The 20487-nt window shown below is 59.0% G+C and carries 11 protein-coding genes and 1 pseudogene; 9 read left to right on the forward strand and 3 right to left on the reverse strand.

Going from position 1 to position 20487, the window contains the following annotated elements; all coding sequences use genetic code 11:
* Window positions 1-149: 149 nt before the first annotated feature.
* The 9 genes and pseudogenes from HMPREF2787_RS07685 to HMPREF2787_RS07720 all read left to right on the forward strand — a co-directional run bounded on the left by HMPREF2787_RS07685 (window position 150) and on the right by HMPREF2787_RS07720 (window position 13520).
* The gene (locus HMPREF2787_RS07685; protein ID WP_049189584.1) at window positions 150-2270 is read left to right on the forward strand and encodes a glucose PTS transporter subunit IIA; all 2121 of its coding nucleotides are present in this window, start codon (window positions 150-152) and stop codon (window positions 2268-2270) included.
* A gap of 65 nt (window positions 2271-2335) precedes the next feature.
* Window positions 2336-3151, forward strand: a pseudogene (locus HMPREF2787_RS11275) (PRD domain-containing protein); the annotation flags it as partial.
* 177 nt (window positions 3152-3328) lie between these two features.
* A complete protein-coding gene (locus tag HMPREF2787_RS11280) occupies window positions 3329-3595 on the forward strand; it encodes an HPr family phosphocarrier protein (protein WP_224433282.1) in 267 nt (88 codons plus the stop codon).
* 88 nt (window positions 3596-3683) lie between these two features.
* A complete protein-coding gene (gene ptsP, locus HMPREF2787_RS07695) occupies window positions 3684-5375 on the forward strand; it encodes a phosphoenolpyruvate--protein phosphotransferase (RefSeq protein WP_070827462.1) in 1692 nt (563 codons plus the stop codon).
* 467 nt (window positions 5376-5842) lie between these two features.
* A complete protein-coding gene (gene brnQ, locus HMPREF2787_RS07700; RefSeq protein ID WP_069359208.1) occupies window positions 5843-7246 on the forward strand; it encodes a branched-chain amino acid transport system II carrier protein in 1404 nt (467 codons plus the stop codon).
* Between the two features lie 80 nt (window positions 7247-7326).
* The gene (locus HMPREF2787_RS07705) at window positions 7327-8571 is read left to right on the forward strand and encodes a dicarboxylate/amino acid:cation symporter (protein WP_070438613.1); all 1245 of its coding nucleotides are present in this window, start codon (window positions 7327-7329) and stop codon (window positions 8569-8571) included.
* A gap of 123 nt (window positions 8572-8694) precedes the next feature.
* Window positions 8695-10143: a threonine synthase gene (thrC, locus tag HMPREF2787_RS07710; protein ID WP_070858919.1), complete on the forward strand. Its 1449-nt coding sequence runs from the start codon at window positions 8695-8697 to the stop codon at window positions 10141-10143.
* Window positions 10144-10278: 135 nt separating this feature from the next.
* Window positions 10279-12015 (forward strand): thiamine pyrophosphate-binding protein, encoded by a 1737-nt coding sequence (locus HMPREF2787_RS07715; protein WP_246824241.1) that lies wholly within the window; start codon window positions 10279-10281, stop codon window positions 12013-12015.
* A gap of 77 nt (window positions 12016-12092) precedes the next feature.
* Window positions 12093-13520, forward strand: coding sequence for an MFS transporter (locus tag HMPREF2787_RS07720; protein ID WP_070858921.1), 1428 nt, complete (start codon window positions 12093-12095; stop codon window positions 13518-13520).
* 29 nt (window positions 13521-13549) lie between these two features.
* Here the strand turns inward: HMPREF2787_RS07720 and HMPREF2787_RS07725 are convergent, their stop codons facing one another.
* The 3 genes from HMPREF2787_RS07725 to HMPREF2787_RS07735 form a co-directional block, all read right to left on the reverse strand.
* Window positions 13550-15763 (reverse strand): hypothetical protein, encoded by a 2214-nt coding sequence (locus HMPREF2787_RS07725; protein ID WP_070858922.1) that lies wholly within the window; start codon window positions 15761-15763, stop codon window positions 13550-13552.
* 98 nt (window positions 15764-15861) lie between these two features.
* Complete coding sequence (locus HMPREF2787_RS07730) at window positions 15862-19044, reverse strand: bifunctional [glutamine synthetase] adenylyltransferase/[glutamine synthetase]-adenylyl-L-tyrosine phosphorylase (protein ID WP_070858923.1); 3183 nt, start codon at window positions 19042-19044, stop codon at window positions 15862-15864.
* A gap of 60 nt (window positions 19045-19104) precedes the next feature.
* On the reverse strand, window positions 19105-20445 hold the full coding sequence (locus HMPREF2787_RS07735) for a glutamine synthetase family protein (RefSeq protein WP_005511085.1): 1341 nt from the start codon (window positions 20443-20445) through the stop codon (window positions 19105-19107).
* Window positions 20446-20487: the final 42 nt, after the last annotated feature.

The following is a 20487-nucleotide window of genomic DNA, read 5'->3' on the forward strand; positions in this document are numbered from 1 at the left end:
CAAAACTATGTAAAGCGGAGTAGGGTCGAAATTAATAGATATCAACCCAGGGTTGTTACTCTTTTGAGGCAAGACCTGAGGCCCACAGTTTGTGGCGCCTCGGGTCTTTTTGCGTTTAACGGCCCTGCTTACTGTGAAGGAAGGTCACGATGGGGTCGTCAAAAGATTCCAGCGCGAGGGCAATAGTTGAAAACCTCGGTGGACCCGGAAACATCACAAGCATGACGCACTGTGCGACGCGTCTGCGTTTTGAACTCGGTGATGTCTCCAAGATCAACGAGGACAAGATTGACAAGGTGCCGGGCGTACTCGGTGTCGTTCACCAGGGCGATAACCGCTACCAGGTCATCTGTGGCGGTGGCGTCGAATCGATGTACACGGCAATTAAGCATCTACCGGAAATGAAGGGCGCCGGCGCAGTCGCCACTAAGTCCGACGCAGACGTTAAGGCAGAAGCTCGCTCGAAGGCACGCGGCAAGTACTCCTGGTTGGACAACTTCTTCGAGTACCTCTCCGATTCGTTCCGCCCAATCCTGGGCGTGCTGTTGGGCGCATCGCTGATTATCGCTATTGCCGCGGTTCTCGACGGTCTGAACATCGTCGACTTCCGCGCTGAGGATAAGTCCGCTACTTGGATCTTTGTTGACGCCATGTGGCGCAGCGTCTTCTACTTCCTGCCAATCATGGTCGCCTACAACGCAGCGAAGAAGCTGCGGGTAGATCCATGGCTGGGCGCAGCCATCATGGCTGCCCTAATGACGCCGGAGTTTATGAGTCTGCAGGATACCGATCGCTTCTCGGACACCATCAAGACAGTCAACGAGGAACTCGGTACCGAAACTTTCACCGCCAACATCTTCGGCCTGCCAATGCAGCTCAATGACTACGGCGGACAGGTCTTTGTACCGCTGATCATGGTCGCCATCCTGGCAGTGGTCTACCACGGTTTGAAGAAGATCTTCCCGGAGAATGTGCAGATGGTCTTCGTGCCGTTTATCTCCATGTTGATTATGATTCCGCTGACCGCTTTCCTCATCGGCCCACTGGGAATCTGGCTGGGTAACGGCATCGGCTCCGGCCTGGCATGGATGAACTCGAACGCACCGTTTGTGTTCGCAATTCTCATCCCGATGCTCTACCCGTTCCTGGTGCCACTGGGTCTGCACTGGCCACTGAATGCGCTGATGCTGGTCAATATCCAGACTCTCGGCTACGACTTCATCCAAGGCCCGATGGGTGCCTGGAACTTCGCCTGCTTCGGAGCAACTGCCGGTGTGCTGGTTCTTTCCATGCGCGACCACGACACTCAGATGCGCCAAACTGCAACGGGTGCACTCGCTGCCGGTCTCTTCGGTGGTATCTCCGAGCCGTCCCTCTACGGTATTCACCTGCGCTTCAAGCGGATTTACCCGCGCATGCTGCTCGGCTGTTTCGCCGGCGGTCTGACTATCGCCATCCTGTCGGCTCCGTTCGGTGGTGTGACAACCAACGCCTTCGTCTTCACCTCCCTCATCACCACTGTCGTGTTCAAACCGATGTGGGTCTACCTGATTTCCGTCGCCGTGGCATTCTTCGTCGCCATGTTCGCCATCATTCTCACCGACTACCGCACGCCGGAAGAGAAGGCTGAGGCCGAGGCCGCACGCGCCGCAGAGCTTGACGACGAACCCAGCGACGCCACCCCACACGCTGCCACCAGTGGCTCCGATTCGGCTCCAGCTGAGGCTTCCGGTGACGCTGGTACCAACGCCGAGGCTGCCGCACCGGCTGCTGCGGCAGCTGGCGCCGGTGGTGTCGCAACTGCCGTTGATACCAAGCCTGTACAGGTGCAGGCCCCGGTTGCCGGTGAGGTTGTCAGCCTTGCTGAGGCCGGCGACGCGGTCTTTGCCTCCGGTGCTCTCGGTGACGGTGTCGGTATCAAGCCGACCAGTTCTACCGTGGTCGCACCCGTATCGGGCACGTTGATGACTGTGGCAAAGACCGGTCACGCCTTCGGTATTAAGACCGATGACGGTGTAGAGGTACTCGTCCACGTCGGTATCGACACGGTCAAGATGGCCGGTGAAGGCTTCGATGTCCAGGTTTCCAAGAAGCAGCACGTCGAGGCCGGCGATGTTCTTGCCGAGGTCGATTTCGACAAGGTCAAGGAAGCTGGCTACCCAACCACGACACTGATGACCATCACCAATACCAAGAAGCTGACCAAGGTTTCCCCGGTCACCGGCATCTCCGTCCAAGCCGGCGACACGGTCATCGAAGTTCAGCCATAATTGATTTCTAGAAGGCATACCGGCCTGAAATCCCTCAACTTATGGAGGAGTTCACGGTTACCGACATGGAAATCCTGAGAGTATTCAATAACAACGTGGTTCTGGCCAAGGACGCGACCGGCGAGAAAATCATCACCGGCCGCGGCATTGGCTTCAAGGCCCGCCCGGGGCAGCCGGTTGATTCGAGCAAAGTTGTTCGCATCTTTGTCCCAGCGGAAGGCCGTGATCCGGACCATATTGCCACGATGCTCACAGAAATTCCGCTGGCTCACATGACTCTTGTGACCGATGCGGTAACCGCAGCCGGCCTGCCGGAATCAATGACGAAGAACGCTTCCCTCCTTGTGGCGTTAGCCGATCACATTGGTTTCGCCATCATGAGGGCAGCTAACGGGCAGCGAGCAGATTACCCGCTGCTCGCGGAAGTCAGCCAACTTTATAGTGAAGAATACGCGCAGGCGCAGGCGATTTTGTCGCATATCAATCGCGCTCTCAATGACCGTCGTATAGCACCATTGCCCCGTTCCGAAGCAGTGGCTATTACGTTGCACCTGGTCAACGCCGGGTTTGCCACGGGTGATTTGAGCTTCACCTACACCATGACGGGCGTCCTGCAGCAGCTGCTCACAATCATTGAAAGTGATTTTGGCATCACGCTGGAGCCAGAGACTGTCAATGTGGGGCGCTTCATCACACACCTGCGCTACCTGTTCGTCCGGATTGCCAAGCATGAGCAGTTGAAAGATCACTCCTCCGCTATTGGCCAGGCCATCCGTGACTCCGCCCCAGAGGCGTTTCGCTGCGCACAGCGTATCTCCGCAGTCATTGAACTGCGTCTGGGGTCGGGGTTGACGGAAGACGAAGTTTCCTACCTCACCCTGCACATTGCACGCATTGTGCAGGCAGCGGCTGTATCTCCCACCGCCTCCAGGGTTTCCCGGAGCGTTCGCGACGTTGATGCTAAGCAAGCACCAGCGGGCGGCGCACCCGCGGTGGGATGTACAGGCACTGTGCCTGAGTCAGAAAATTTCACATATTCGACCCGAAAGGATTCAACCATGATTACTCGTACCGCTACCATCGGTTCCTCCGTAGGCCTGCACGCTCGCCCGGCTTCCCTGTTCACTCAGGCTGCTGCTGAGTACGACTACGACATTGTCATTTCCCTTGACGACGAAGAGGCCGATGCCGCCTCGATCCTGGAGGTCATGACCCTCGGCGCTAAGCACGGCGACGAAGTCACGCTGAGCTGCGAGGACGACTCCGCAGCTGCAGCTCTGGACGAGCTTGCAGCCATGCTCGAGCGCGACCTTGATGCCGAGTAAGCCCAGCTAGAACGCTCCTGGATAACACCACGGCACACCACGACCGACGAGTATCCCCGCAGAGGTCCCGAAAAGGAGATCGGAAGCAATGAACGAGCAGCACACTGTCATCTATGGCATCGGTGTCTCGACCGGTACGGCCAGCGCTGAAGTAGTAAAGGTACTCCCCGCCCCGGGAGTTGATACTCAAGAGCCGTCGTCGACCGATCCCGTCGCCGATGGTGAGCGCGTCCGCGCGGCGATGGCCAACGTCGCAGAGTCGCTGAAGAAGCAGGCTGAGCACTCCAGCCCGCAGGCACGTCCGATTCTGGAGGCCACTGCGCAACTGGCTTCCGATAGGGCGCTCGCCAAGGCCGTGGTGAAGAAACTCAAGGCAGGCTCCGGCGTCACCCAGGCCGTTCACGATGCCGTTGAGGACTACGCGCAGCTCCTAACCAGTCTCGGTGGCTACATGGCTGAACGTGTCACCGACCTCTACGATGTTCGCGACCGCACGATTTGCGAGCTGCGTGGCCTGCCAAAACCGGGCGTCCCGGATGTCTCCACCCCAACTATTCTGCTTGCCGACGATCTCGCGCCCGCCGAAACCGTGGGTCTTGACCCCGAGTTGGTCGTAGGCATTGCCACCGCCGGTGGCGGGCCGACCAGTCACACGGCTATCCTCGCAGCACAGCTGGGCATTCCAGCCGTCGTTAAGGCGAAGGGCGTCATGGAACTCGAGGCCGGAACCTTCGTCGCCATTGACGGCGGCGCCGGTGAGGTGATTGCGAATCCGACCGCCGATGAGGTCGCCGCGTTGGAAGAGCGCGCTCGACGCCGGGAAGCAGCCCTAGCGCAGTCTGTGGGCGCAGGCAAGACCGCTGATGGTTACCCGGTGAATCTGCTGGCCAACATTGGTACCGCGGAAGATGGTGAGTCTGCGGCAGCGCAGGATAATGAGGGCACCGGCCTGTTCCGTACTGAGTTCCTTTTCCTCGACCGCGACAAGGCTCCGAGTTTGGAAGAACAAACGGAAACCTACACTCGTGTGCTGAAGGCATTCGGTGAGCGACGCGTGGTTGTGCGCACGCTGGATGCGGGTGCGGATAAGCCGCTGAGCTTTGCCGACCTAGGCGAGGAAGAAAACCCGGCGCTGGGTCGCCGCGGACTGCGCCTGTCGCAGGCTCGGGAAGATTTGCTGGATACGCAGCTGGATGCACTCGCCGCTGCGTTTGACGCCACCGGGCGCAAGGCTGACCTACGGGTTATGGCTCCGATGATCGCAACGGTCGAAGAAACAAAGTGGTTTGCGGACAAAGCGCGTGAGCGTGGCCTGCCGAAGGTCGGCATCATGATTGAGGTCCCCGCAGCAGCGATTCGTGCGAAGCAGCTGCTGTCCATTGTGGACTTTGCCTCCATTGGTACTAACGACTTGTCGCAGTACACTATGGCGGCCGACCGTATGCAGGGGGCTCTGGCGGATCTCCTATCTCCATGGCAGCCGGCTGTGCTGCAAATGATTAAGTCCGCATGCAAGGGCGGCAATGCTACCGGCAAGCCCATTAGTGTCTGCGGTGAAGCCGGCGGTGACCCGCTGCTGGCACTGGTCCTGGTGGGCCTCGGCGTGAGCTCGCTGTCCATGGCTTCCAAGAAGGTGCCGGCCGTCCGCGCCGCTCTCCGCCTCCACGACCGCGCTACCTGCCAGCAGATGGCAGCATACGCTGTCGATGCCGAAACTGCGGCCGATGCGAAGGCCGCAGTGACCGCGCTGGTGGATCCGAAGGTGAAGGATCTGCTGTAGAGCGACGGAATTAGCACTAAGCCTGGCGTACACACGCTGTCAGCGTAAACGTGTGCGCCAGGCTCTTTCTCTTATGTTCGCTGCCCCATCACAGGCAGCAAATTTTCTGGGAAATTTCTTGATTTTCCCTCTCTCGAACGCCCCATTAGGATAAATAGAGTGCCTTCGTCGGCACCACCAACGCCGTCGAAGCCCCTTAATAATTCAAATAAAGACGGATCATACAAGCCGCAACTTAATTCACGCATCAGGCTCCACCCAGCCCGTGAAAATTCACAATTTCACATTAAGAGTGTCAGTTTTCGACATCGTGGCCTTTCATCTACATGGGCACACGAACTGCAATTGCGCTGCTGTAACGGGCGTTTGCGCCACCGCAGCACCGGCAACAATGGCATCGCCACAGCAGCTTGCAGCATCGCCCTTGACCTTACGGGCGACACTAATTTAGAAAGAACACAATTCTCATGACCAAGTCGAGCGGAGTGGAGTCCCCGAAGTCTTTCGCTTCCATTATCGTTGTTACAGCTCTCATGCTGTTTTCGATGTTCTTCGGCGCGGGCAACCTCATCTTCCCGCCGAAGCTCGGAGTGGATTCCGGTACCAATTTTGGCCCCTCAATCACCGGCTTCCTGCTCACCGGTGTGGCGTTGCCAGTTCTGGCCATCATCGCTATCGCCATTTCAGGCAACAACCTGCGTGACCTAGCGTTCCGCGCGGGCCGCATCTTTTCCTTGGGCTTCCCGGTAATCGCATACCTTTCCATCGGTGCTTTCTACGCTCTGCCGCGTACCGGTGCCGTGTCGTACGAAACCGGTGTCCAGCCGATTTTCGGCAGTGATTCACTGGCCGTCGCTGCGGCCTTCTACTTTGTTTTCTTCGGTATCGCCTTAGCACTTGCGTGGAATCCGAATGAAATTGTGTCCAAACTGGGCAAGATTCTCACCCCGGCTTTGCTGATTCTCTTGGTTGTATTGGTTGGAATGTCGGCATTCAAATTCGATGCCGCTCCGGCTGCGCCAATTGAGAAGTACTCCTCTACCCCATTTGCCTCCGGCCTGGTCGAGGGCTACCTCACCATGGACTCCATCGCCGGCCTGGCATTCGGCATTATTGTGATTTCCGCCCTGCGCGTCAGCGGTGTCCCAGAAGGCAAGCGCATGGTTCGCGGAACCATGACCGCAGGACTGTTCGCCGGCATTTTGCTCGCCATCATCTACTTGGGTCTGGGCTATGTCGGCCAGGTGCTGCCGAATGCCGCCTCCTTCGATAACGGCTCGGGCATTCTCGCAGAGGCTTCCAAGCTGGCCATGGGCCAGGTCGGACAGATTGTCTTCGGCCTCATCGTTCTGCTCGCATGTATGACCACGGCTGTCGGCCTAATTGCCGCCACCAGTGAGTTCTTCAACCTGCTGCTTCCGGGCATCAGTTACAAGGCCTGGGCCATTATCTTCACGGTCATGTCCTTCGTAATGGCAACACAGGGGCTGTCTCAGGTACTGGCGATTGCCGCGCCGATCATCACCTTTATTTACCCGCCGGCTATCACTCTGATTGCACTGACTCTTCTCGACCCGGTCATTTCCTACTCCTTCAAGCTGCATTACACCTACCGCCTGGGCGTCTGGGTTGCCACCATCTGGTCGGGTATCTCAGTACTCTCCGGTTTGGGTGTCGGTGGTTCTGCTTTGGCGGACTTCCTCAGTCTCGTACCTGGTCAGAGCATCGAGTTCGGATGGTTCCTGCCGACTCTGGCAGCGACGGTGATCGGATACGCAATTGACGTCGTCACGCGAAAGCAGCGCGCAAATCGCCCGGCGAGTGTGCTTGCCGACGAGACCGTTGCAGAAGAGGTAGCCGAAAAGGCGTAAAACCACACCCGGTTATTTGCGTTGCATAACGTAAATACCGCACGCTAGAGAAGTAAATTCCATCCGAACAAGGATTGACTATGAGTACCCGAATGCGTTTTACGCAAACGCTCCTTTTCCGCGTTATTGTCGCGATTATTCTGGGCATTGTCTGCAGCTTTTTCTTCCCGGACTGGCTGGCTCGAATTTTTGTCACTTTCAATGGCCTCTTTGGTAACTTCCTGGGCTTCTTTATCCCGGTGCTGATTTTTGCCCTCATCACGCCGGCGATTGCTAGCCTGGGCCGCGGCGCCGGAAAGTGGCTGGGTATTACCACTGCTATCGCCTACGGCTCGACGGTGTTTTCGGGTCTATTGGCCTACGCCGCCACCCAGGGGCTCTACCCTTGGCTGCTCGGCGCTGATCAGGCCGGCACATCGGTGGATATTGATGAGGGCGCGCTGGAGAGCTTCTTCAATGTAGAGATGCCACCACCGTTTGACGTCATGACCGCCCTGCTGCTGGCTTTCACGGTCGGTGTGGCGATGACCACCGTGAAGTCGGACTCGCTCTACCGCGGTGCGACGCAGCTGCGCGACGTGATTATGAAGATCATCTCGGCATTTATCATCCCACTGCTGCCGATTTACATCTTCGGCATGTTCCTGTCTATGGGCATGAACGGCAACCTGACCACGACGCTGTCGATGTTCTTCAAGGTGCTGCTGCTGGCAGTCATCGGCACCGTGCTCCTGTTGGCAATCCAGTTCTCCATCGCTGGCGCCATCGCTGGCCGCAGCCCGTGGACGTCCCTGAAGAACATGCTGCCGGCTTACGCCACCGCACTCGGTACCTCCTCCTCGGCCGCTACCATTCCGGTGACTTACAAGGCCGCGCTGAAGAATGGTGTCTCGGAGAAGGTCGCAGGCTTTACCGTGCCGCTGTGCGCGACCATTCACCTGGCCGGTTCGATGATGAAGATCACCCTGTTCGCGTTTGCTGTGATGTTTATGGCGGACAAGCCGCTTTCGCCGGGCATGGCCATCGGCTTCATTCTCACTTTGGGTATCACCATGATCGCGGCTCCGGGCGTTCCAGGTGGCGCAATTATGGCCGCGGTCGGAGTGCTGCAGTCCATGCTGGGCTTCGATCAGGAGCAGGTCGCTTTGATGATTGCCGCCTACATCGCCATCGACTCCTTCGGTACCGCATGTAATGTCACTGGAGACGGTGCAATTGCCATGATTGTTAACCGCTTTGCCAAGGATGATGTCATCGACCGTTCCGAAGAGCTCAGCTTCGACGCTGAAGAGGCCAATTCCGCATCTTCCACAACCGAGGCCTAACTGGCTTCGGTGCATATGTAAAAATTAAAGAAAACATCCACCGGTCAACCCCGTCGCAATCTTTCAAAAGGCCTTCTTATGGGCCGATGCGGCGGGTGTTGGCATACATGTAAGGGGCCCGCCTTGGACTTCATTTCGACTCGCGACCCAGAGCGCACGCCGCACAAGTTCTCAGACATTCTCCTGGGAGGTCTCGCTAACGACGGTGGCCTCTACCTGCCGGTCGAGTACCCACAGGTTGACGATGCCACTTTGACGCGTTGGCGCTCCGTGCTTGTCGACGACGGTTACGCAGCCTTGGCTGCAGAGGTCGTCAGCCTTTTTGTGGACGACATTCCACTGGAGGATTTGCGCGGTATCTGTGCACGGGCGTACACCTACCCGAAGTTCTCCGATCCGGATATTGTGCCGGTGACGAAGCTGGAAGATCAGCTCTACATCGGTCACTTGTCCATGGGCCCCACAGCGGCATTCAAGGATATGGCGATGCAGCTGCTCGGTGAGTTCTTCGAGTATGAGCTGGCTCGTCGTGGCGAGACCCTGAACATCCTCGGCGCCACCTCTGGTGACACGGGTTCCTCGGCCGAGTATGCAATGCGCGGCCGTGAGGGAATCAGCGTGTTCATGCTAACTCCGGCTGGTCGAATGACCGCGTTCCAGCAGGCTCAGATGTTTGGTCTGCAGGATGCCAACATTCACAACGTCGCCCTCGACGGTGTCTTCGACGATTGCCAGGACATCGTTAAGGCCGTCTCCGGTGACTTGGAGTACAAGGCCAGCCGCCACATTGGTGCAGTCAACTCGATTAACTGGGCTCGCCTGATGGCTCAGATCGTGTACTACGTCTCCTCGTGGATTCGTGTCACTGGCGGCAACGGTGCTGAGGCGAACAACGCGCAGAAGGTCAGCTTCAGTGTGCCGACCGGCAACTTCGGTGATATTTGCGCCGGCCATATTGCGCGCCAGATGGGTGTGCCAACTGACCGCCTGATTGTGGCTACCAATGAAAACGATGTCTTGGATGAGTTCTTCCGCACGGGTGCCTACCGCGTGCGCAGCGCTGCGGAGACGCAGGCTACCTCTTCCCCATCGATGGATATCTCCCGCGCGTCTAACTTTGAGCGTTTCATCTTCGATCTGCTGGGGCGCGATGCTGAGCGCACTGCAGACCTCTTTGGTGTCAAGGTCAAGGAGGGCGGCTTCTCGCTTACTGCTGATCCAATCTTCCCAGAGGCTTCTGCCCAGTACGGTTTCCTCTCCGGTCGCTCGACTCACGCTGACCGCGTCGAGACCATCAAGGACTGCTGGGAGCGCCTAGAGGTCATGGTCGATCCGCACACCGCTGACGGTATTCACGTCGCCCGCGGCCTGGTAGACCAGGTATCCACCCCAATCGTCTGCCTGGAGACCGCCCTGCCGGTAAAGTTCTCCGAGACCATCCTGGAGGCCACCGGACGCGAGCCGGATTGCCCGGAGCGTTTCGCGGACATCATGAATGCCCCGCGCCGCGTTACCGAGCTGCCGAATGATGTCGATGTGGTGAAGAAGTTCATCGACGACAACGTGGCTTAAAACCGGGCATAGCCCAACGTCACCCCCATCCGCGCAGCAGCGATGTGGAATAGTGCCCTCTTTTTTAAGGGCAAACGGCATTATCTTGGGCTATAGGGCTGTTATTACCCCCGTGATTACCTCACAATTGTTCACATGAGTTTCACTCGAGTTAATAGCCGTCCTATGCCCCACGCGCCCGCATCTTCCCCGCAGGAAGGTTCCCAAAAGACAACCACGGTCTCGCGGGCGCTGGCCGACACACTGGCCCAGCACTGCGACCACTGCTTCGGTCTCATCGGCAACGCGAACTCCCACTTCACGTCAGCCCTTACTGAATCGGGATTCGGCTACTCCTCCGTCCGACACGAATCGGCTGCTGTCGGGGCCGCCGATGCCTTCCACCGTGCAGGTGGAGGGCTTGCTATCGCGACCGCCACTTGCGGCGCAGGATTCACCAATGCGCTGACTACTCTGGCCGAGGCTCGGGTAGCCCGTATTCCGCTGGTTTTTGTCGTCGGCACGCACCCGGAACGCCCACGTCCCTTTGACCTCAATCAGGCGGCGCTCCTCGACGCACTCGATGTCTGTCATCGCACCGTTACTCCCGAGTCCGCGCTTGACGACGCAAACTTTGCGGTCCAGCACGCACTGAGTTCTCGGCAGCCTGTCGTGCTGCTGCTCCCCTATGACATCCAAGAAGCACCGATTACGGCATCTGCGTCTGAAACACAGTCGACTAATCAGGAGCATCTGCACACCGGCCGACCAGAATGGTTGGAGTCAACTGTCGCGTCGCTGGCCGAGGAACTGCAAACTGCCCGTCGCCCACTCATTATTGCTGGTAGAGGTGTGTTGCTCTCTGGTACCGCAGATCTAGTTCGCCGCATCGGGGACGGTGCGGGGGCACTGTTTATGCACTCAGCGATGGCTCGTCATGTGCTTTCCAGTCCGTGGCAGATTGGCACCGTGGGCGGTTTTGCGCACGCGTGGCAGGTGGAGCTAGCTCGACAGGCCGATGTGGTGCTGTTCCTGGGAGCAAGCTTCAACGCTTTCCAAAACCGTGGCGGCAACATGTTTGCACCGGACGCGAAGATTATCCAGGTTGTCGACGAGCCCCATCCCGCTGCTCAGCCGTCGGTGACACCGCTATTGGCTAAGTTGGAGGAACTTCTGCCCGTACTGGCAGAGCAGCTGGAGAAGTCCCGGGGGGCGTCGTCAAGCACATGGCGTGCGGAGTTGAAGACACTGCCGACGACAGCGGAGGTCGAGTCGCTGACGTGCGCGGATGGCCGGTTGGATCCGCGGGCGTGCCTGCAGTATCTGAATCGTATCCTGCCCAATCAGCGCGCTGTGTGTACTGACGGTGGCCATTTCCTGGGGTGGGTTCCGAAATATCTTGATGTGCCTGGTCCGCAGCAGCAAGTGATTGTGGGCACGGCGATTCAGTCAATTGGTTTGGGCATGGGGTCACTTGTCGGCCTCGCGGCGGCACGCCCCAAGGACTATTGCGTGCTAGTCGCCGGTGACGGTGGCGGCACGATGGGTATTGCGGATTTACCTGCGGCGATTGAGCAGCTGCGGCGTGGTCGTGGCGGTTGCGTGGTGTTCATTAACGATGCTGCCTATGGCGCGGAGCTGCACCAGTTTGGCGATGTCGGGTTGGACACCTCGTCCATGGAGATTGCCGACTACGACTTCGCCGCAGTCGGACGTGCCTATGGCGCTCACGGTTTCAGTGTCGGCGAACCTGAGGACTTTGCCCAACTCGACGCCTACTTCCATGACGTTTCCAACTCCGATGAGGCTTCCGTTGCCGTAATTGATTTCAAGGTCTCACGGCTGGTGGTCGCGGACTTCGTGAAGGAAGTTCTGGCTAAGGCACAAAGGTAGTTTGCCGCAGGCATGATCGGGGCCATCTAGGCCCCGGTGCGACCCCTCTTCAGGCCGGTTGGTTGATGGGGTCTACAATGTGGCGAGTGGTAAAGCAGCGTAACGGTAAAGATCAGATTTCATCAACAGATCAGCTCGCCACCGCAGTGGCAAAGGACCCGCGCGAGCATGTCACTGGTCGCGCGATTGCCGTCTGGCTGGCGGCGCTGATTACCTACATCGTTGCCATCGTCGGCCGCACCTCCATGGGTGTCGCTGGCGTCGAGGCGCTCGATCGCTTCCATATCAACGCCTCCCAACTCGCGCTGTTCACCGCCGTGCAGGTTGGCGTCTACGCCCTGGCGCAGATTCCGACGGGCATCATCATTGACCGCGTCGGCGCCAAGAAAACGATGGTCGTGGGCGCACTGATCATGGCACTGGGCCAGGTCATCATTGCGTTCACGACATCGTATCCGCTGGCTGTCATTGCTCGTGTGTTCATCGGCGCCGGCGATGCCACCGCATTCCTCGGTGCTATGCGGCTGCTTCCCGCGTGGTTCCCACTGCGCGTCACTCCGCTGTTCACGCAGCTCACGGCTGGTCTTGGCCAGCTCGGCCAGTTCATCTCTGCGGTCCCGTTCCTCGCGATTCTGCACGCCGCGGGGTGGGTGCCCGCGTTCTTGTCGCTGAGCACCGCGGGTCTTCTCATCGCTATCGTAGGCATGATCGCGCTTGCCGACGTCCCGGAGAACTCCTCCACAGCCAAGATGTCACTTCGTAAACGCCGCGCCGCCAAGAAGGCCGCGAAAACGGCTGCCGATGGCGGAGCCTCTGCCGCAGCCGATGAGAAACTAACTATCGGCCAGACTCTGAAGATTGTGACCACTCACCCGGTGTGCTGGCAGGGTTTCTTCACTCACTGGACTGGTTTGATGCATCAGTGCATCTTCACATTGCTGTGGGGCATGCCTCTGATGATGCTAGGTATGGGTCTTAAGCCCTCCGAGGCCAGTGTGGTGCTGGTCGTTAACACGCTGTCAGTAATTATCGCCGGGCCGTTGATGGGCATGGTCTCGGCACGCACCGGCCGCGACCGCATCAAGGTTGTTGTCGCAATCGCGTTTATCAACATGGCCGTCTGGATTGTCTTCCTGGCACCGAGCAACCCACCAGCGTACTGGGCAATTATCGTAGTCAACATCCTAATGGCCGGTCTTGGTGCAATGTCCAACTTCGGCTTCGACTCAGTGCGCGAAGAGGTCGATCGCAAGGTACTCGCCACCGGCACTGGGTTGGCGAATATGGGCGGTTTTGTGGCCACCATGCTCGCAGCACAAGGTGTCGGCTTCCTGCTGGATATTGCAGCTCCCGATGGAAACTACACCTGGGAGACCTTCCGCATTGGCTGGTTGGCTGTCGTCGGTGTGTGGGTGATCGGTTTCGTTGGCCTGCTGGTGGCAAAGCGTGCGGCGGCACGCTTTGTCGCCCAGCAGAGCCGTTTTGAGCTGGAACCTACGGAGTAGGAACTACAGGAAGCCGAAAGACGGAGCGGCTAGAACAGCGAAAGCTGCTCTGGTCCTTCCAGTCCCTCCGAGTCATCCGAGTCCTCCGATCGCCCAGAGGAGTCTGCGCGGCCGCTATCCGCCGTGCGTTCGCTGCCATCGGTCTGAGCACCATGGGAAACGCGCTCACCGGTGTCAGTTTCGGAGGCTGCGTTCTCCGGGACGTCGTCAAGCGAAGGCGTTGATGCTACGGCCTCACGCTCATACATTTCCTGCAGCTTCTCGGTCTTGGTAATGCGGACTAGCTCGGCGTAGATGACCAGCTTCATAGAACTATTGACCAGTGGCCCCAGCTGGGAAAACAGGACATCGACGTCGCCGTCAACCGCGAGGCAAGCGCGACGCAGGCTCTCCTCGGAAATAATCCAGCGAGAAGTTTCAGCGCAGGTTTCGCGGTCGCCGATGAAGTCCAACGCGAGGGCAACCTGGTTGCTGGCGACGCCATCCAATGTGGCAGCCAGGCGCTCGTTAGGTGCGGCATCCTTGAACAGGCGGGCAATCTGGACTGCCTCCGCCGTCGGCACCTGGCCAGCGGCATACTCAGCGATGAGTTCGGCCATGCGCTGAGCACCGACGTGCTGATCAGTCAGCCAAATGTCGTGCAAGGCATACATGATAGCCATGGCCTGCCAGGAGGCGTGCCCATGATAGAGAATGCCCAAGATGCCGGCCTGCTCCAGCAGCCAACCGACCATCGCTTCCCCATCGGCGCCATTGCGAGCGCAGAGGTTGTCGACATTCCAAGCCATATGCCCTTCGACGCAGCAGCCATAGAACTTCTGATCTTCCTCCAGCTGCGCGGCCAGTGACACTACTTCACGCGCGGCATACGGGTAGCCGTAGGCAAGGGTGGCATGCGACAGATCATCGACCCCCATGGTCACCCACGGAAACTCGCCGTGCCACGGACCGCGACCAACGAGGAAGCCCGCCGCGAGATACGCCCATCGGGTCGAAGCATCGGCGTTGTACCAGTACTGCAGTGCGCGCGGCGTCGGATGCCCGCTGTCAGCGTGAATCAATCCCGCGTTGACCAGCATCTCCACAATCCAGGGTGCTGCGAAAGCACTCGCCCCTATTGACGCTGCGAAGTCCTGAATCCACAGCAGGCTCGATTCCTCATACATGTGCAACGGATCCTTCAGGCGCCCGTCGCCGCTGCCCGCAGCATCCATAAACGCCGAAGCAAACGCCACCGCAGCCACCGAAGCTTCGGTCAATTCCTTTGACTCCAGCGTTGCCGGGAAAGACTCCGTCGGATGCGGCTTACGAATCGACCACATGTCGCCCTTGAGCGCCAACGCGACTGCGCCCACCAGGCGGGCAACCACTGTCGATTCGTTGCGTGCTTCCGATTCTTGCTCAAATGTCGGCATCGCCGGTTCTTCTAGCACAGTCAGCAGCAGACGCTCTTCGGCCCAGCGCACCGCGTCGGCACGTAGTTCAGACCACATATAGGAGGGCAAGTACTTCTCGTCGGTTGCCATCCAGCGCAGCTCATTGCGAATATCCACCGGAGCTGTCATCACCAGAGCCCGCACCTTCACCGGATCGCAGAGGAAGCCTGCAATGTGCTCCACCTGGCGAGCCTGCAAATTTCGCACCGTTAAATCGCTGGCGTTCAGAGCTCGCGATGTGCCCTCTCCCGGCGCGTTATCCGGCTCCAGCCCCATGCGCTCCATACGGCGACTCAGCACATCCGCTGGCATATTCGCCACCAAGTCGGCGACGCGGAAGCTGAGGCTCGGTTCCGCCGGGAACACCTCCGAAATATGTGGCGGCACATGCCACACGCCCGCCGGTTCCTCCCACACGAGCCCCTGACGCTGGCCACGGCGTAGCACATGCTCAAGCTGCTGCTTGCCGACGCGACGACGCTTGCGGTCAACGCCCTTCGGCGTATCGTGCGCCATCACGTCCGCATCCGATGCCCAATAGGCCACTTCTGTGAGGGTATCCAGCGATGCGGAATCCTCCAGAATATGAACCAAGTGCGCCACATCGAGAACATCGGGATCACAAAAAGACAGCGCCGTATGCGCTGAATCCTGTGACATCAGCAATTCCACCGCCTCTTGCCCAGCAGCTGAGGTATCAGCGGCTGGGCACGTGCGGCTCAATAAAAAACGCAGGTCAGTGCCATCGAGGTTGAGAATGAAATCCTCATACCTAGGGCGTACCGAGTAATCGACGTTGCGTTCCATAGCCCACCATTATGCCCGGTCGCCGTGCTAAGACAAAGGCTGCACCCCGCTGCCACACAATGAGCCTCGCAGCGAAGTTCGGCAGACCTCTGCCCGGCCTACTCGTGGTCGGGGTTCTCCTCACCCCAAAACACGCGATTGACGACACGGCTGGAGTGACGAGTCAGACGCAAATAGTGCTCAATAAAACCGTTGGAATCCGATGCTTCCCACCCCGCCGCACCAGCGACCTGAGTCAGCTGACGCCCCGGCTGTGGCAGCTGATCCGTGCGTTTACCACGCGTGAGCACCAGCGCATTGCGAGCATTCGTCGCCATCAGCCAGGCATCCCGAAGTGCGTCGGTATCCTCCGCATCTAGAATTTCGCGGTCTTTCAGCACTTCCAGACACTCCAGCGTCGACGTGTTGTGCAACTCCGGCACCTCGTGGGCATGCAGCATGATTAGCAGCTGCACAGTCCATTCGATATCGGTCAGTGCACCGGAACCGAGTTTGGTGTGGGTACGGCGATCGGCTCCGCGAGGCAGCCGCTCGGAATCAACACGCGCCTTCATACGACGGACATCGCGGACCATCTTGGCATCAGCTCCGCCCTGAGGGTACCTCAGCGGATCGATGGCTTTGAGGAAGCGGGTGCCCAGGTCTTTATTGCCGGCAATCCAGGTAGCACGTAGCAGTGCCTGAATCTCCCAGGTTTCACCCCAGCGCTCGTAGTAGGTCACATAGGAATCCAGGGTCCTGACAATCGGGCCCGAGCGTCCTTCTGGGCGCAGGTCCACGTCGACCTCCAATGGCGGGTCCTGGCTTGGCTTTGCCAGCCTACGACGCAACGAGTCACAAATCCTGGTTGCCCACTTGACCGCCTCGGAATCGTCGACAAGCGGCGTGCCATCGGCGTCCTTGCGGGGTTCACAGATGAACATCACGTCGGCATCGGAGCCGTAGCCCAGTTCAGCACCGCCGAGTCGCCCCATACCGATTACGGAGATAACGCCCGGGACCTCCGAGTCAGGATGCTCCAGCGACCATGCACGGATTTCGGCGGCGAGGGCAGCTTCGAGCACGTTGTCCCACACCATCGACAGAGAGTGACAGACCTCTTGCACATCCATCAGCCCGAAAAGATCCGCGGAGGCAATGCGCGCGAGCTCTGCACGGCGCAACGCACGTGCCACACCAATGGCCTTAGCTGGACTGTTGTGACGGGCAGCCGCTGCGACCAGCGCACGCCCGACTGCATCGGAGTCGGTATTCAGAAGCTTCGGCCCGGATGCACCGTCGCCGAACCGTTTAATTACGTCCGGCGCACTCATAATCAGATCAGACGCGTACGGCGAAGAACCGAGCACACGCATCAGCCGCTGGCCGACGACGCCCTCATCGCGCAGCGTACGCAGGAACCACGTTTCGTCGTGGAGCTTCTCAGAGAGCTTGCGGTAATTGAGCAGACCCGCGTCGGGATCTGGTGTCGACGATAACCACTCCATCAGCGTCGGAAGCAGCATCGCCTGAATACGCGACTTGCGCGAGGTGCCCGCCGCCAGCGCAGAAAGATGCTCGTAGGCGCGATCCGGGTACTGATAGCCCAGCGCGGCCAGCTGGCGCTTTGCCGCATCGGCCGATAGCTGCAGGGTTCCAATGTCCTGCTCCACCACGGAGTTCAGCAGTGGACGGTAGAAAAGCTTGTTGTGCAGGGAGCGGATCTGTGAGCTGGCCAGTCGAACCTGCTTGGCCAGCGGTTTGCTGGCATCGGTGCCGCCCTCACCGACGATGCCAGAGGCGCGACCGAGCCACTGAAGAGCTTCGGTGTCGTCGTCGGCAGGCAACAAATGCGTCCGCCGCATCTTTTGCAGCTGCAGGCGGTGCTCCAGCAGACGGACGAACTCGTAGGCGTTAATCAGCGCGGCACCGTCTTCGCGACCGATATAGCCAGCCTCGACAAGTGCGTCGAGTGCCATCACAGTTGGCAGCACGCGGAGGCTATCGTCATAGCGACCATGGACCAGCTGCAGCAGCTGCACCGCGAACTCGACATCACGCAGACCACCGCGACCGAGCTTGAGCTCTCGGTAGCGAAGCTCTTCGGGGACGTTTTGGACCACACGGGCGCGCATGCGTTGAACATCATCGACGAAGGATTCCCGCTGAGAGGCGGTCCACACCATCGGAGCTAGAGCATCGATGTATTCGCGGCCCAGCTCGATATCGCCTGTCATCGGCCGCGCCTTCAGTAACGCCTGGAACTCCCAGGTTTCGGCCCAACGCTTGTAGTAGGCGACGTGGGAATCCACGGTGCGTACGAGTGCACCCGACTTGCCCTCCGGGCGGAGATTCGCGTCGACCTCAAAGAAGCAGTGGCAAGAAATCCGGATAAATTCGCTGGCCAAACGGGTGGCTCGGGCATCCGCCGGCTCTGCGACGAATATGACATCCACATCGGAGATGTAGTTCAGCTCTTCCGCACCGCACTTGCCCATGGCGATTACGGCCAGGCGTGTTGAGACCGGCGACGAAGGAAAGACCTGCTGAACAGCCACAGACAGTGCAGCCGTCAACGCTGCATCAGCCAGATCACTGAGTGCCTCCGAGACCTGACGGAATGGGACTTGTGGCTGTCCCGGACGGCGAGGACCCCGTGGGTACGTTCCAGCCAAGTCGTAGCACGCAATACGCATAATCAAGTCGCGGTAGGCGCACTGCATCGCAACTTCGGCCTCACGGCCGGTGAGCTTCGCACGGTACAAACCGGGGCCTTCAAGCGTGGCGGGCGCAACGACGGGGTTGCGATACTCGGGATCCTCCTGCTTTTCCAGACTGGCCTCATCAGTGAGTTCGATGACCTCGGGCACAGCCCCGACGCTGGAGAGCATCTCGCGGAACATGTCTGCCTCAGTTGGAAACTCAGCTTGGAGCAGAACCCACTTTTCTGGGTGTGCAACCAGGTGATCGCCCAGTGCACTCGAGCCGCCGAGCAGCGCAAACATACGCGTACGTAGCGGCACCTGCTCGCGCATGGCTTCATCGAGACCGGACCAGGTGGCCCAGTTCTCCAGCTTTCCCTGCTGCTCCAGCTCGTCGAGAGCGCCTTTCAGCCGCACTAGCGCCATAAGCGCCAGCTTGGGGTCGCTGGCTCCGGCAAGACCCCACAACAGATGTAGGGACTCCTCGTTGTACCACCCCAAATCTTCCAGGTCAGCCCGCGTCCGATCGTCGTTACGCAAGCCCAGCGCTGCGGGCCGCGGCACTGATTGGCGAGATGTGCGAGGTCGATTCATCACCATTGAAACTGGTCACCCAAAAACAAATTAAAGACGAAAAAGGAAGGGGGCGGTACGGGGAAACTAGTAATCCAGAGTTGTGCGCAGCTCCCACTGCGTCACCTGACGCTGGAACTCGCGCCACTCGCGCCACTTATTGAGCAGGAAGAACTCGTAGACATGGTCACCGAGAGCATCGGCCACCAGGTCGGAGCGTTCCATCTCCTGCAGCGCCACCTCCAGGGATGTCGGCAAATCGCGGTAGCCCATCGCACGTCGTTCCCGCTTGGTCAACTCGGAGATGTTGTCCTCTGCCTGCTCCGGAAGCTGGTAACCCTCCTTAATTCCCTTCAAACCGGCGGCCAAAATCACCGAGTAAGCAAGATACGGGTTACAGGCCGAGTCCAAGGAACGAATTTCCACCCGGCGCGAATGTGCCTTACCCGGTGAGTACATGGGCACACGCACGAGAGCCGAGCGGTTGGCCATGCCCCATGTCGCGGACGTCGGAGCCTCATCGCCAAATGCCGTGCGCTTGTAGGAGTTGACCCACTGATTGGTCACAGCGGAAATTTCGCTGGCGTGAGTCAGAATGCCGGCAATGAAACCCTTTGCGGTGTCGGAGAGCTGGTTTTCATCATCCGGGTCGTGGAATGCATTAGTGTCCCCTTCAAAGAGGGAAATATGAGTGTGCATGCCATTGCCCGGCAAATCCTGGAAAGGTTTCGGCATGAATGTCGCCTGCACACCGTTTTTCATTGCAATCTGCTTAATGATGTAGCGGAAAGACATCACGTTATCCGCCATAGTCAGCGGATCGGCGTAGCGCAGATCGATTTCCTGCTGACCCGGCGCATTTTCGTGATGGGAGAACTCCACAGGGATTCCCATGTCTTCCAACACCGTGATCGCTTCTTGGCGAAAGCGGGGTGCGCGGTCGTAGACCGCCTGGTCAAAGTAACCGCCATTGTCCGTTGGCACCGGCGGCTTTCCATCAGTAGCCAGGCTCTCTACGAGGAAAAACTCAATCTCCGGGTGGATGAACGCGTGGAAGCCCTCGTCGGCAAGCGCCTTAATTTGGCGGCGCAGCACCTGGCGTGGATCTGCCCACGACGGCTGACCGTCGGGCATGACGATGTCGCAGAACATGCGCGCGGACGTGATTGTGTCTTCTTTATGCAGACGCGGCATGACCTGGAACGTCGAAGGATCCGGTTGCGCGATAGTGTCAGCCTCGGAGACGCGGGAAAAGCCCTCCACCGCGGAGCCATCGAAACCAATGCCCTCTTCAAAGGAGCCCTCGAGCTCAGCCGGTGCGACGGCAACGGACTTCAGATACCCCAAAATGTCGGTAAACCACAGACGGATATAACGGATATCTTGCTCTTCGATTGCGCGGAGGACGAATTCCTGCTGACTGTTCATACTTTCCAACGTTACCCAGGTGCCCGGATTCGCGGTACACAT

The organism is Corynebacterium sp. HMSC061H03 (genome assembly GCF_001838215.1).
Lineage (GTDB): Bacteria > Actinomycetota > Actinomycetes > Mycobacteriales > Mycobacteriaceae > Corynebacterium > Corynebacterium jeikeium_D.